The 14,278-nt window shown below is 52.5% G+C and carries 12 protein-coding genes and 1 riboswitch; of the genes, 9 read left to right on the plus strand and 3 right to left on the minus strand.

Annotated features, from left to right (window positions below):
* Window positions 1–1,141, minus strand: a 1,141-nt coding sequence (locus ACFSB2_RS06810) for a cysteine desulfurase family protein (RefSeq protein ID WP_377942284.1), incomplete at its 3' end; no start/stop codon positions are given.
* A 114-nt stretch (window positions 1,142–1,255) separates the two neighbouring features.
* Window positions 1,256–1,402: a hypothetical protein gene (locus ACFSB2_RS06815; RefSeq protein WP_377942285.1), complete on the minus strand. Its 147-nt coding sequence runs from the start codon at window positions 1,400–1,402 to the stop codon at window positions 1,256–1,258.
* Between ACFSB2_RS06815 and nadB the strand changes: the two genes are divergently transcribed.
* From nadB to ACFSB2_RS06835, 4 genes are all read left to right on the plus strand, one after another.
* Window positions 1,403–2,971, plus strand: a complete 1,569-nt coding sequence (nadB, locus tag ACFSB2_RS06820; RefSeq protein ID WP_377942286.1) for an L-aspartate oxidase — start codon at window positions 1,403–1,405, stop codon at window positions 2,969–2,971.
* Window positions 2,925–3,755: a carboxylating nicotinate-nucleotide diphosphorylase gene (gene nadC / locus ACFSB2_RS06825; RefSeq protein WP_377942287.1), complete on the plus strand. Its 831-nt coding sequence runs from the start codon at window positions 2,925–2,927 to the stop codon at window positions 3,753–3,755. Before nadB ends, nadC begins: the two co-directional genes overlap by 47 nt.
* A gap of 12 nt (window positions 3,756–3,767) precedes the next feature.
* A complete protein-coding gene (gene nadA / locus ACFSB2_RS06830) occupies window positions 3,768–4,871 on the plus strand; it encodes a quinolinate synthase NadA (protein ID WP_377942288.1) in 1,104 nt (367 codons plus the stop codon).
* Between the two features lie 206 nt (window positions 4,872–5,077).
* A riboswitch (Fluoride riboswitch) is annotated at window positions 5,078–5,142 on the plus strand.
* 220 nt (window positions 5,143–5,362) lie between these two features.
* Complete coding sequence (locus ACFSB2_RS06835; protein WP_377942289.1) at window positions 5,363–6,688, plus strand: cation:proton antiporter; 1,326 nt, start codon at window positions 5,363–5,365, stop codon at window positions 6,686–6,688.
* 77 nt (window positions 6,689–6,765) lie between these two features.
* Here ACFSB2_RS06835 and ylbJ read toward each other — a convergent pair whose 3' ends face one another.
* A complete protein-coding gene (gene ylbJ, locus ACFSB2_RS06840; RefSeq protein WP_377942290.1) occupies window positions 6,766–8,037 on the minus strand; it encodes a sporulation integral membrane protein YlbJ in 1,272 nt (423 codons plus the stop codon).
* A 152-nt stretch (window positions 8,038–8,189) separates the two neighbouring features.
* On the opposite strand from ylbJ, the gene ACFSB2_RS06845 reads away from it, so the two are divergent.
* The 5 genes from ACFSB2_RS06845 to ACFSB2_RS06865 all read left to right on the plus strand — a co-directional run bounded on the left by ACFSB2_RS06845 (window position 8,190) and on the right by ACFSB2_RS06865 (window position 14,195).
* Complete coding sequence (locus ACFSB2_RS06845) at window positions 8,190–8,525, plus strand: nucleotide pyrophosphohydrolase (protein WP_377942291.1); 336 nt, start codon at window positions 8,190–8,192, stop codon at window positions 8,523–8,525.
* Window positions 8,526–8,581: 56 nt separating this feature from the next.
* Complete coding sequence (locus ACFSB2_RS06850; RefSeq protein WP_377942292.1) at window positions 8,582–8,986, plus strand: tetratricopeptide repeat protein; 405 nt, start codon at window positions 8,582–8,584, stop codon at window positions 8,984–8,986.
* Between the two features lie 360 nt (window positions 8,987–9,346).
* Complete coding sequence (gene abc-f, locus ACFSB2_RS06855) at window positions 9,347–11,119, plus strand: ribosomal protection-like ABC-F family protein (protein ID WP_377942293.1); 1,773 nt, start codon at window positions 9,347–9,349, stop codon at window positions 11,117–11,119.
* Window positions 11,120–11,426: 307 nt separating this feature from the next.
* Window positions 11,427–12,695 (plus strand): DUF455 family protein, encoded by a 1,269-nt coding sequence (locus ACFSB2_RS06860; RefSeq protein ID WP_377942294.1) that lies wholly within the window; start codon window positions 11,427–11,429, stop codon window positions 12,693–12,695.
* Between the two features lie 42 nt (window positions 12,696–12,737).
* The gene (locus ACFSB2_RS06865; protein ID WP_377942295.1) at window positions 12,738–14,195 is read left to right on the plus strand and encodes a serine hydrolase domain-containing protein; all 1,458 of its coding nucleotides are present in this window, start codon (window positions 12,738–12,740) and stop codon (window positions 14,193–14,195) included.
* Window positions 14,196–14,278 lie beyond the last annotated feature (83 nt).

Consider the following 14,278-nt stretch of genomic DNA (forward strand, 5'->3'; position numbering starts at 1 on the left):
CTTCCGTCAATGCCACAGCAAAAGTGTCGACCGCTTCTTTGGTCGTCGTCCTGCCCAGGGAAATCCGCAGACTCTCTACTGCCACCTCACGTGATTTGCCCATCGCCAACAACACATATGAGGGTTCATTTTCTGTCGAACTGCAGGCGGATCCACTCGATGTCGCGAAGCCCAACCTGTCCAGTTCCAGCATCAGCGCCTGGCCTTCAATTTGGTCAATGCTGATATTCAGACATGTCGGCAGTGTTTTCGTCGCGTGGCCGTTCAACTTGCATCCGGGAATGCTGTTTTGCAACTGAGAGAGCAGACGCTCGCGCAACGGATGGAGCCGTTCGGCAAAAGCCGGCTGTTCTTCACTGGCCAACGTAGCTGCTTTAGCAAAAGCCACAATGCCAGGGACATTTTGCGTTCCAGAACGAATGGCGCGCTCCTGACCGCCGCCGTGCAAGATAGGGTCTAGGCGCGTGCCTGTGCGCACATACAGCGCAGCAATGCCTTTGGGCCCTCCGATTTTATGCGCATTGAGCGTGAGCAAATCCACTTGCAGTTGCGCCACGTCGAGCGGAATCTTGCCGTACGTCTGCACAGCGTCCGTGTGCAACAGGACACCCTTTGCACGCGTGATGGCGCCGATTGCCTCAATCGGCTGGATGGTCCCGACGACATTGTTCGCGTGCATGACGCTGACCAGCACCGTGCTGCCTTTGATGGCCGCCTGAATAAACGCCGGAGCTACAAGTCCCGCCTCATCGACAGGCGCATAGGTGACTTCGAACCCTTCCTGTTCCAATGCCCGACAAGTATGGAGAACAGAAGGATGTTCGATCCCGCTTGTAATGATGTGATTCCCTTTGCCCAATCGCCTCATGCGCCTTGCAGCGCCGATGACGGCCATATTGTTGGCCTCGGTCCCACTACCAGTAAAAACGATTTCCGTCTCGTTCGCACCGATGGAACGCGCAACGGAAGCGCGCGCTTCCTCCAGCGCATATTTCGCCAAGTGGCCAAATTGGTGCAGGCTGTTGGGATTGCCAAACACATCGCGCGAAAATTGATGCAGCAAGTCCCACACTTCTTCGCGCATCGGCGTGGTCGCAGCGTGATCGAAATATTTTAATGTGTCGATGATGATACACCTCATTCCCTAAGACTAATGGTGCCGAGCAGTGTACTCGGGAGAATCGATTAAACATATGAATACAATCAGTATATACAGGTGTATTGACAGTAATCAATGCACGACTAATAATGGTAACTAGACCGTCATACGTGATGCTTCCCGCACCAGCAGCATCACGAGGCTGCCAGTCAATCGAGGCATCGCGTATGGCGCGGCATCAAAGTCTTGCATGATTTTCAAGTTAGTGATCTCAATCAGGCTGAAGAAAAGAAGGCTTGCCATATGTGGAATCGCTTGAACACGGACTTTGTCGTCATCGGATCAGGCATTGCTGGGCTGACACTCTCGCTACTGGCCGCAGAACACGGCCGTGTTTCGCTGATTACAAAGGGGGAACTCGGAGACGGCAACAGTCGGCTCGCGCAAGGCGGCATCGCGGCGGTCCTTGGCGCAGATGATGAACCTCATCTGCACAAGACCGATACGCTGCGAACAGGGCAGGGGTTGTGTGTCGACGAAGTCGTCCAAGTGATTGTTGAACAAGCGCCAGCGATGATTCAGTTTTTACAAGATATCGGTGTGCAATTTGATCACAACGATACAGGACAACTGCAATTGGGCCGCGAAGGTGCGCACAGTCGCAATCGCATCGTGCACAGCGGTGGAGATCAGACTGGCAAAGCGACCATGGACGTCCTGTTGGCATGTGTACACGCCCACAAAAACATCCAGATTTACGAGCGCACGTACGCCTGTGAACTGGTTGTGGAAAATGGGGAATGCACAGGGCTGCTTGCTGTCGATGCTTCAAATGCGCAAATGTGGTTCTGCGCCAACAGCGTTGTCCTCGCCACTGGCGGTTTAGGCCAATTGTATAAATATACCACCAACGACGTAAACGCGACAGGGGATGGCTATGCGCTGGCATACCGCGCAGGCGCCAAACTGCGGGATATGGAATTTGTCCAGTTCCATCCGACTGGACTCAAGAGCGAGACAAACCCGGTCCCCCTGGTATCCGAAGCGGTGCGCGGCGAAGGCGCGCGGTTGGTCAACGCGCAACAAGTGCCATTTATGGCGAAATATCATCCCTGGGCAGACCTGGCGGGGCGCGATGTCGTGGCCAAGGCGGTCTACCAAGAGATGAGCCTTGGCCGTGACGTCTATCTGGACGCCCGCATGATTGAAAAGTTTGAACAGCGGTTTCCGACCATTTATCAATTTTGCCGCGCGCGTGGGATCAATCCAAGCACGGATTGCATTCCGATTGTGCCCGTGGCGCACTACACGATGGGTGGCATTTTGACAGACGTGGCAGGACAGACGTCCATTTTGCGCTTATTCGCCATCGGGGAAGTCGCGTCGAGCGGTTTGCATGGCGCCAACCGCCTGGCTAGCAATTCCTTATTGGAAGGCCTGGTGATGGCGAAAAAAGCCGTCGAACGGATGGTGCAATTGCCACGACTGCAAGGCCGTCAAACCGACAGGGCCGCTGGTCAAATTGCGCCGCACACATGGGATAGGTCAGCGTCCCTTTCATTGCGACAGCGCGTCCAGGATTTGATGTGGACACATGTCGGTATCACGCGCAATCAGGAACAACTCGCGTTGGCAGAAGAGACGCTGTCCGCTTGGTTAAAGAAAGCAGCAGTGCAACCAGGACCAGATGTCAATCTGCTGACGACGGCCTTGCTCGTCGTGCGAGCGGCGCTGTGGCGTCAAGAAAGCAGGGGCGCACATTATCGAACAGATTTCCCGGATGTCTCACCAGCCTTTGAAACGCATTTCATTCAGGAGGGGACACATGAATCCGTTAGCAATACGCCAATTCTTGCAGCAAGCACTTCTTGAAGACGTCGGCATCCACGATGTGACCACAGAATTGATTTTCGATCCGTCCGCGACGATGCAAGGCATCTTCCTAGCGAAGGCCGACGGCCGCATCGCTGGCTTGGAAGTCGTGGAGGAAACGTTCAAGTTGATGGCACCTTCACTCGAATTTGAGTGCATGGTGCAAGACGGCGCCGACGTCACACCAGGAACCGTACTCGCCAGCGTCCAAGGCAGCGCTCGCGCGATTCTGTCCGCCGAACGAGTGGCTTTGAACATGGTGCAGCGCATGTCCGGCATCGCCACCGAAACGCGCAATGTGTGCAGGCTGATAGCGGGATCGAACACGCAAATTGTGGATACCCGCAAGACAGTGCCTGGTCTGCGCTTGTTCGACAAATATGCGGTGACCGTCGGCGGTGGGCGGAATCACCGTTTTGGCTTATACGATGCGGTGCTGATTAAGGACAATCACATTGCGGCGGCAGGTTCTTTGACGCTGGCAGTGGAGCGCGTGAAGCGCGGCCTTGGCCATTTGGTCAAAATTGAAGTGGAGACCGACACGCTTGAGCAGGTCGAGGAAGCCTTGGCCGCGCAAGTGGACGTGATAATGCTCGACAACATGACGCCAGCGCAAGTGACCGAGGCGGTCAAGCTGGTGGGCGGACGTGCTGTGACAGAAGCGTCCGGCGGCATTACGCCAGCCAACGTCGCCAGTTATGGCAGCACAGGCGTAGACGCCATTTCCCTGGGGTGGTTGACCCACTCTGTCAAAGCACTCGATATCAGCTTGGATGTACGATAAGGAGGTTGATGGATGATGGCTGTAGATATGCTCAGATTGCCGGATCAAATTGATGAAACCTATGCCAATCTGACGCCAGAAGCGTTGGATAGCCGGATCATGGCTGCAAAAGCAGCTCTCGGCAAGTCGCTCGTCGTGTTGGGGCACCACTATCAACGGGACGATGTCATCATGTACGCTGACTATCGCGGAGATTCGCTGCAACTTGCGCGCATTGCGGCAGAACTGCCTGACGCCAAGTACATCGTCTTTTGCGGCGTCCACTTTATGGCGGAGACAGCGGACATTCTATCGGCACCAACGCAAAAGGTCATTTTGCCGGATCTGCGTGCTGGCTGCTCAATGGCGGATATGGCCGATGCCCACCAAATCGAAGAATGCTGGCAAGTCATCACCGACCGGTTTGGCGAATCTATCATCCCCGTGACGTACGTCAACTCCACAGCGGCCATCAAGTCGTTTGTGGGCAAACACGGTGGCTTGACCATCACTTCGTCCAACGCCAAACGGGTTTTTGAGTACGCACTGGCGCAGCGAGAGCGAATTTTGTTCTTGCCCGATCAACACCTGGGGAGAAATACGGCTGTGGGATTGGGGATTGATCTGTCGGATCTGACGGTCTACAACCCGCACGAGATGGCGCTCTATTTCCCGCACGGTGAGGGCGATTCGCGCGTGATTCTGTGGCAGGGACACTGTTCTGTGCACCAGCGGTTCGAACCGCGCCACGTTGAGCGCATTCGCCAAAAATATCCGGGTATTCGCGTGCTCGTCCATCCGGAGTGCATGTATGAAACCGTACAATTGGCTGATGAATTTGGTTCGACCGATTACATCATCAAAGCGGTGGCCAAAGCGCCGCCAGGCACAAAGTGGGCGATTGGCACCGAACACAATTTGGTCAATCGCTTGGCGCAAGAGCACCCTGAACAATTCATTGTCTCGGTCAATGAAATGGTGTGTCCGTGTCTGACCATGAATCGAATTGATCGACCACACTTGCTTTCAGCGCTGGAAAATCTCCTAGCTGGTGAGACAACAAATGTGATTGAGGTGGCCCCTGATATCGCAGAGTGGAGCAAAGTGGCCATCCAGCGGATGCTGGATATCTCTTGAGCTTCTTTTGCGGCGTCTAGTTTTCAGCCCATCGCACATAGATGGAACTTTTGACTTGAAACCGAGCCATGCATGATGCCTCCCAGTACCAGCAGACGTGAAAATGGGGGCATCGCGCATGGGGCGCACTACATACCGGTTTCATGTGCGGAATAGGCTTTCAGCGGTGACCGGTGTCGATTTTTTGTCTATAATGGCAGCATCAATTCCATATTGGTGATGGAGCTCACCACGAAGCGCCTCTGCGGAGGATGATGGCCCCTACGAATCGATGTCGATTTGTCAGGGGTCATTTTTGTTTGTTCTTTCACTTTGGTGTGCACACTTCTTGGCAAAAGGCCGTCCGCTAGGGGACATCTGTTGAATTTATCGCCCAAGCACCCGTGGATGCTTGTTCCTAGTAGGTTTCTGTCTTGGACAGATTTCTCCCCGCTACATAAAGTAACGTACGTTTGCCTGCAGGCACGAATATGGGGAGAGGGGCATAAGGAGTGTTTACGCTAGCATCTGGGGATTTGGCACGCTTTCTGTTTGGCATGGTGCTGCTGTTGGCAGCGGCAAACCTATTCGGCTATATCGCCGAAAGATTATCCATCCCGCGCGTCATCGGGGAGGTAGTCGGGGGATTGATTCTCGGCCCAACCTGTTTGGGTGCGCTTTTTCCAAGCGCGTTCCATTGGCTCTATCTCGGATTTTCATCAGAGAGCAACCTATTTGGCCTGATATACTACATTGGCGAGCTTCTGCTGTTATACAATGCAGGCTTAAAGTTTCAAGCGAGGTTTGCCAAAGCGGATGTGAAAACAGGCATCGCCATCATCATCGGATCGACCGTGATTCCGTTCATTGTGGGTTGGCTGTCCACATATCTGTTCGATCCGAATCAATTTTTGGGACCGGATCACAGCGTTATCGCTTTGAAAATCATCGTCGCCATCTCCATCGCGGTGACATCCATTCCCGTCATTTCAAAGATCTTTGCCGATCTCGGCATCATGCACTCGCGCTTTGCCAAGATCATCATCGCCATTGCCGGTGTGCACGACTTGATTTTGTGGGTGTCGCTGGCCATTGCATCCGGTATCGTCTCATCAACTCAAGGTGGCATCAACACCTGGGTGGTCTCGAAGAGCCTGATTGTGACATTCGCTTTTCTGCTTGTCTGTATCGTCGTTGTCCCTTGGTTGCTCAGACGAATCACCTCAAAACGGGGGAATTTCTTGTTTCGCGCCTCGTTTCTGGGTTACTTCTTGGTCATCCTGTTCGCATTGTCAGACATTGCAGGCTATCTGAAAGTGGATGTGATGTACGGTGCCATTCTCGCTGGCATCGCGACAAAGTTCAGTTTGCCCACACCACTGTTTCAGCGTCTGGAAAAGAGCATACAGGGCATATCCTTTGCATTTTTCATCCCGCTTTACTTTGCCATCATCGGCATGCAACTGGATTTGGCCAAGAACTTCAGTTTCGGGTTCTTTATTCTCTACCTGATTTTTGCCACCATTGTGCAAAGTGTCGTCGTCTACTACACTTGTCGCATCATTAAAACCGACAAACTGACCAGTCTCAACTTTGCGGCGTCCATGAATGCGCGCGGCGGACCCGGCATTGTCCTCTCTTCAACCGCGTATGCGCTTGGCATCATCAATCAAAACTTCTTCGCCATCCTGGTGATGTTGGCTTTGGTCACTTCCTGGATGGCCGGTGGTTGGCTGCGGTACGTGCTCAAAAAGGGCAAGCGTCTCATGCCCGGCGACGAAAACCTCGTGATTCAAAAGGCACAGGAGGAAGTACTGTTTGATGCTGCTGGTGATTAGGCGACCAGAATCATGCAGGCTGTCCCATTTGAGCGCCCTATGCGCAATGACGGGGACAGCCTCGATGTTGTCTATTCTCACTTGAGACGCGTGTGAAAGGCGATGACTCGGATGCGGCGAAACATGCCTAGGCCAAGCGCAAGAACAACCATACCAGCGAGGGCGATCAACCAGAACGACAAGCTGGAAGAGGCGACATGCCAGAACGATTGACCACTGCCTGCACGCCCAACAGCTGTCATCACAGGCATATGCGCAAATGCGGCGGCGGCTGCATGGCCCATGCCCAATTGATAGAAGATGACTGTGACCACAGCGGCAAAGGCGGCTTGCAAGAACCGCGCGATGACATAGGGCGTCATGCGGATGTCCGTGTTTGTGAGCACGCTTGCCACCTGTGCGTGTACCGCCAACCCACTCCAACCAATGATGGCGCTGACCAAGGCCAATTTTTGCAGCATTGGGGCAGACACCACCGCGGTTTGTGCACTGCCGACATCCAGTTCAAGTAACCCCGCGATGGTGGGGTTCACCAAGCCATTGTTGATGTGGAACAGATGGTAGACAGCAGCGATGGGCCAGCCGATGACTTTCATCATCCCACTTAAATGCATCACCTGAATCAACACTGCAAAAAACACAATAAATCCACAGATCATCAGCAAGGTCTGCATCGATTCGGTGACAGCGTTGCCGAGCAGTTTGCCAAATGGCCGACCATCCTCTTCACGCGCCTTGAGCAGTTCCCGATAAGCGCGCACGAGAATAAAATCGCGGCGCTCTTCATTGGCGCGTGCTTTGACCTCGGCAATGTGCGTCGGGTCTTTGCGCCCCCACCATTTAAATACAAAGCCGACCAAAAACGCGGAAATGTAGTGGGCAATGGCGAGCAATCCACCGACAGCAGGGGACTTAAACATCCCGACGGCAACCGAACCAAACATGAACAGCGGATCCGCCGTGTTTGTAAACGCTAAAAGTCGTTCACCCTCAACCCTTGTACACTGTTTGGTTTCCCGAAACCGCGCCGTGATGACCGCGTCCATCGGAAATCCTGCTGCCAACCCCATGGAAAGTGCAAACGCGCCCACGCCTGGCACACTGAACAAGGGTCGCATCAGGGGTTCCAGCAATACGCCCAATCCACGTACAATTCCCAAGCCTAACAGAATTTCTGATAGAACAAAAAAAGGTAGCAGGGCAGGGAAGACGCTCCTCCAAAATAGTTTTAAGCCTGACATACCGGCCGCAAAACCCTGTTCCGGGTATACAACCAACGCGATGGTAAAGATGGCGGCGGCTGTCGCGAGGAACAGGGTGGACCAGTGGCTCTTTCTGCCTCGGCTCAAGCTCTTCACTCCTTTTTTCAACTAAACTACTGTACGAGCTGGTCCACAATTGTCCATACATCATATGCCGGGGCCTGTCTTTTATGTTTGGCTCAAGCTCCATCATGTCCGCTATAATGAGAAGAGCTATAAAGATAAAGGAGCGTTTCCCCGTGGATTTAGAAGCCGTACAACAACGTGTAGACGACTATATCGGCCAATTTAAAGAAGGTTACTTTCACCCGATGACATTGGTTGTTCGACTCTCCGAAGAATTGGGCGAATTGGCGCGCGAGATCAATCACAGCTATGGAGAGAAACCGAAGAAAAAGGAAGAAGGAGAAGGCAGCATTGCCCTTGAACTGGGAGATTTGCTGTTTGTCATCACCTGTCTGGCAAACCGGCTTGAAATCGATTTGAATGAAGCGTTTGCCGCTGTCATGAACAAATTTGAAATACGGGACAAAGACAGGTGGACGCGCAAGGACGACAGCACAACCGACGTATAGGCCAAGGTACAAACCTTCTCGCCGCTTGGACCATACGCTACATTGAGGTGATCCCAATGACTAGTGAACGATTCGTCCAAGCTGCATACGCATACCTCTTCATTGGCGATTACCATGAAGTAAAGGCGGCGTTTCAGCGCGCCATCGCTGCAGAACCGAACAACTCGAAGCTTTATTTTCACGCTTCCATCACGGCACATCGCAATGGTGACTTGCAAGAAGCACACACTTTGGCGACCAAGGCCGTCTCCCTTTGCCCGGAGAATGACTTGTATCGATCCAACGTTGCGGCAATTTACGCATCAGTGTGTGTCGAACATGGGAAATCTGCGTATTTTGCCGGTAGAACAGTCGAGGCATTTCAATATTTCCGATTGGCGCAAGCAGCAGATCCGCTCAATGAGGAGGCAGACACTTTCTCGCAGAAACTGAAGCTGCTGCATCCAGAGGTAGAAAATTGAACACTCAGCGCGTATACTATTCGTGTAACACGATACTCTTCTGAATTTCGGAAAGGTGGTATCCAGTCTCTCGCTATGTGGACTTTGTTTGTATGCTAATGGACCCACAACAGAGGTACGTTAAATGCAGACGCCCACCATTTGTGTGGCGAGTTGGGGTGGAGTTTGTCCGCCCATGCTCAAAGATCCCATGAGAAGACGAGATGCCATGCATTCTTTGGATAGCGCAGTTGACGTTTCTTTAAGCGTAGGACTGTGAAAAGAAGCGATTGATCATCTTTTCGTCGTGGGCGCGTCTGCTCCACGGCTTTTTTGTTGTGATTTGTTGTCGATGTCATCACACAACAAGGAGGCCTGGACATGACTGCAAAAATATTGCTTAGTTGCCGAAGCATCAGCAAGGATTTTGCCGAACGCAACATATTGAAGAATGTAAACTTGGACATTGCAGAAGGGGAGCGCATTGGTTTGGTCGGCGTCAATGGCGCCGGTAAAACCACACTGGCAAACATCCTCGTTGGGACCATTCAACCGGATGGAGGCCACCTCATCCAAGCGCGACAAGGCATTCAAATTGGCTACTTGTTGCAATCCACCGCCTATACGACCAATCATTTTGCCCAGATGCTCCATGAACAAGATGACGTGAAGCAAATTGAGGAATTTCTCAAAATTTGCAGCACACTCGGACTGCAACAGGTCCAAGACTGGGATGCAAAACGATTTCAGGGACTGAGCGGCGGCGAGAAGACGAAACTTGCGTTGGCGAACATTTGGATGACCAAGCCAGATCTCCTGATTATGGACGAACCGACCAACCATCTCGACTTTCAAGCCGTGGAATGGCTGATTGCTGAAATGGCCGCATTTCAAGGCGCGCTGCTCAACATTTCACACAATCGTTATTTTCTTGACAGAAGTGTCCAGCGCATCATCGAACTGGACGGGGGCGAAATTCGCACATACGCTGGCAACTATACGTTCTATCGGGAAGAAAAAGCGCGCCAATACGAAAGCCAGTTGCATCAATACAATGTCGAAAAGAAGAGACAAGCGCAGATTGAAGCAGAAATCAACCAATTGCAAAACTGGTCAGAAAAGGCGCATCGCACGGCGGGCAAAAAAGGGACTGCTGCCGAGCGGCGGCAGATGGGCCTGCGCGAGTTTGAGCGCGTAAAGGCCAAAAAGATGGATAAACAGGTGAAATCCAAGTTAAAAAGGCTGGAATCCATGCGCACAAACGGCGTGGCCAAACCCCAGCAGGAACAACAGATTTACTTCCAGTTTGACGACGCTTCGAAACATGGCCGCAGTCTCATCGAAGCGCGCGAGATCGAAATAGGGTATCATCACTGCCCCTTGATTCGTGACAGCTCGTTTACGGTCTTGCGAGGAGAACGGGTTGGTATCATCGGCAAAAATGGCAGCGGTAAAACGACTTTGTTGCGTATACTACTCGGACAACTGTCTGTGCAGGAAGGCGAGATATGGGTCAGTCCATCGGCAAAAATGGCTTACTTAAGCCAAGATGTCAATGACTTAGCCGCAGAAGACACCATCGCGCAGTTGCTTGAACAAGCCACTGCTCAAGAACGGACAGAGATGCGCACACTGCTGGCGAACATGGGATTTGCACAAAGCATGTTTCAAAATGATATTCGAACGTTCAGTTTAGGTGAGCAAACACGTCTGAAAATCGCCATGTTTATCTCACAGGCAAACAACATCCTGATTTTGGACGAACCGACCAACCACCTGGACTTGCACAGCCGCGAACAATTGGAGAGAACCCTAGAGACTTACCGCGGCACGCTTTTGCTGGTGACGCACGACAGATACATGCTGGAGCGGTTGTGCAACAAGCTGCTGGTGTTTGAACACGGTCAGATTCGCAAATTTGAGGGCAGTTTTCAGGAATACACACAAAAACTAGACAGTCCCGCTCGCCAAAGGAACAAACGGACAAATGACAAGGCGAACCAACAAGAGGAATTAATTGTGCTGGAAAACCGCATCGCCTATGTCCTGGGTCAACTCAGCCAATTGACATCTGTCGATCCGGCATACGCGAAGTTCGATGCTGAAGCGAAGCAGTTGATGCAGCAGAAACGGGAATTGACGGCGAGATCGTAAATCGATTTGTCCGAGACCGCCATGCGTGATGCATCCGTACAGCAGAATCGTGAAAATGCCAGACAATCAAGGCATCACGCATGGTGCAGCACCAAGGCGCCATATGATTTTCAGGGTAGGTCCATGGGGCGCGCAAGTATTCCCATGGACCTGACGTTGATGAGAAAACGAACCATAGAGAAATCTTTCTCTGCTAATTCTGCATTGTCGCAGGAACATAGGCGATTGGCGACGAAGCCTTCACACATGTTCAGTCGTAGGGCGCGTATCTTATATGTTGTCTTAAACTTTTGGGGAGGGTTCGCATATGTTACCGTTTTCCGGAATTGAAAACCCTTACAAGATTGGCGCTTACAGTGTTGACACGAACGCAAAAGTATTACAGCGTTACCGCTTCGTCCACGATGGCCTTGTCCGTCTGGCGGCTGGCCAACTCCCTGCTAGAGAAAACTGGGATTTAAAACTCACTTTGGCCAAGCACATCTACGAAGACGCGGAAGCGACAGATGAACTGCGCAACCGCATTCGGGAGTTGCGCTCTTCACAAGCCTCGCTCCAACAAGCGCCAGACGCGGCATTGTCGCTCTTGCTAGAAGAGTTGATTCACGCGCAGAATGATCTCGAACTGTTGGTCGGCATTTACGAGGTCGTACGCCCGGCCTTACTAGCCACCTACCAGAAACATATGTCCACTACGCAACAGATTGTCGACCAACCGACCATCCGCATATTGCGTACCATTGTTCTGGATCTGGAGGCGCAAATCCAGTGGGGGAACGAAATGATCGCATCCCTGCGAGCGGAAGGCGAAGCACATGAAGGACTCGACGAATTTAAAAGAAATCTGCAATCATTGCTGGCAGCTGCTGGCGGCATTGATGGCGCTGAGACAAAGTCCACCGAATTGCCGCGCCGCTGGCGTTCACAGCAAACCTATCAGTTGCCAATGAAATCCGTGCGGGATCCGAAAAAGATGGGGCCGACGACTTGGGCGCGCACCAGCGTGCCGAACTTGCCGGACGATGCGGTGCAACAGCGCCTGGTGATGATGATGCGCGTGCGCCAGGAAGAAATGACGGCCGTCGAACTGATTGCCGCCGTCCTGTATGCCCAGCAAAACATGCCTTGGGAATTTTATCACGATTTGGCCCGCCATTTGTGGGATGAAGCGAGACACAGTATGTTTGGTCAAGCAGCGCTGGAAGCAGCGGGCTTTGATTGGATGCATCAGCCGCAATATACATCGGACTATGATGTCAACGTCCATAAAATTCCTGGCGTGAAATACACGTGGTTGTCCATCGGCATTGAAGAGGGCGCCATGAAACGGACAGGCAAAAGGGCCGAATATGAATTTTGCCGCGATGAAGCCAAGCATCCGCTCATGACGCAGTTTCAAGATTACGATTGGGCCGACGAGGTGGTCCACGCCAACCTGGGCCGTAAATGGACGCCAGAATTGTTGGGCGAAGACATTGAATTTGTCCGCACTGTCGCACAACACGAACTGGATCACTTTTGGGAAGAAGTGCAGAACGCGCAACAGCAATGGATGAAAACGCAGAGTGGCGCATGATGAACCGTTTTATCAACTGTAAGATAGGAGTGAACGTAGTCGATGTCAAACAACACGATTTCAAACAGCATTCATTTGCCGCGCAGCACACCGGAAGAACAAGGTGTTTCATCGGCGGGAATCAGCGCTTTTCTGGACGCAGTGAACAATAGTCCTATCGAGTTGCACAGCTTGATGCTGTTGCGCCACGGCCATGTGCTGGCCGAAGGATGGTGGGCGCCTTACGCGGCAACAAAACCGCATATGTTATTCTCCTTGAGCAAAAGTTTCACTTCGACAGCCATCGGATTCGCAGTGAGCGAAGGTAGATTATCCGTGGATGATCCGGTTTTGTCCTTCTTTGAAGATCAACACCCGCAGACTGTCTCCCCCAATCTGGCCGCGATGCGCGTGCGCCATCTGCTCTCGATGTCTACCGGACATCGCCAGGATACAATGGGGCTGCTCGGCGCGCGCGAGGACGGCGACTGGGTCGCTGCTTTCCTAGACGCCCCAGTCGAAGAAGCGCCGGGAACGCTTTTCGTGTACAACAGCGGCGCAAGCTACATGTTGTCCGCAATCGTCCAGAAAGTGACCGGACAGACCTTGCTTTCGTATTTACAACCGCGCTTGTTCGAACCTTTGTCCATCGAAGGGCCGACCTGGGACGTCTGCCCCAAGGGCATCAACACTGGTGGTTGGGGGCTGTCCATCAAAACAGAAGACATCGCTAAATTCGGCCAACTGTATCTGCAAAAAGGGGTGTGGCAAGGACAACGCATCCTGCCAGCAGCCTGGATTGAAGAAGCCACCTCCAAACACATCTCGAACGGAGATGACATCGACAGCGACTGGCAACAAGGATACGGCTACCAATTTTGGCGCTGCCGCCATCAGGCATATCGCGGAGACGGCGCATTCGGACAATTCTGTGTCGTGCTGCCTGAGCAAGATGCCGTGTTGGCCATGACGAGTGGGACGGAGGACTTGCAAGCGGTCCTGAACCTGGTTTGGCAGTATATCCTACCAGCCATGGAACACGACAAAACCCATGATGACACAACAGACCATGATGTTTTGAAAGATCAACTTGCCGCACTCGAGTTGCATCCGCCAGTGATTCAATCCAGTTCGATCACGGCAGACAAAGTGTCCGGCAAGCGTTATACACTGTCTGACAATGAACATGGCCTGCAGGCGATCTCTTTCTCGTTCGACGGGCAAACCGCTGAGTGTACACTGTGGGACACACGTGGAGCACAAGTGATTCGCTGTGCGGCGGGCGAGTGGATCGCCCATGATTTGGCATTGTTGTCTGAGACACCACAATCAGTCGCTGCAAGCGGCACATGGCGCGATGATGAGACCTATGTCATGACGTGGCGGTTTGTGGAAACGCCATTTCACTATACGGTCGTTTGCCGTTTCACAGAGGACACGTTGGATTTGGATACAACAGTCAATGTATCCTTTACTACGAAAGAGGTCATGAAGATGACGGGATCGCTAGAGGGACGATGACTTTGGCCCACATTCCAAGTATGATATTGAGGTCGGCGTTTGTTGGACGCTGACCTCATCTTTTTCATAAAGAATTTCTGCGA

The sequence above is a fragment of the Alicyclobacillus fodiniaquatilis genome (assembly GCF_042678105.1).
GTDB classification, from domain to species: domain Bacteria; phylum Bacillota; class Bacilli; order Alicyclobacillales; family Alicyclobacillaceae; genus Alicyclobacillus; species Alicyclobacillus fodiniaquatilis.

Bases quoted from the DNA above. Each gene is read 5' to 3' on its own strand.
- nadB (WP_377942286.1), top strand. From the start codon at position 1,403: ATGTGGAATCGCTTGAACACGGACTTTGTCGTCATCGGATCAGGCATT.
- ACFSB2_RS06850 (WP_377942292.1), top strand. From the start codon at position 8,582: ATGACTAGTGAACGATTCGTCCAAGCTGCATACGCATACCTCTTCATT.
- nadC (WP_377942287.1), top strand. From the start codon at position 2,925: ATGAATCCGTTAGCAATACGCCAATTCTTGCAGCAAGCACTTCTTGAA.
- ACFSB2_RS06860 (WP_377942294.1), top strand. From the start codon at position 11,427: ATGTTACCGTTTTCCGGAATTGAAAACCCTTACAAGATTGGCGCTTAC.
- ACFSB2_RS06815 (WP_377942285.1), bottom strand. From the start codon at position 1,402: ATGGCAAGCCTTCTTTTCTTCAGCCTGATTGAGATCACTAACTTGAAA.
- ACFSB2_RS06865 (WP_377942295.1), top strand. From the start codon at position 12,738: ATGTCAAACAACACGATTTCAAACAGCATTCATTTGCCGCGCAGCACA.
- nadA (WP_377942288.1), top strand. From the start codon at position 3,768: ATGATGGCTGTAGATATGCTCAGATTGCCGGATCAAATTGATGAAACC.
- abc-f (WP_377942293.1), top strand. From the start codon at position 9,347: ATGACTGCAAAAATATTGCTTAGTTGCCGAAGCATCAGCAAGGATTTT.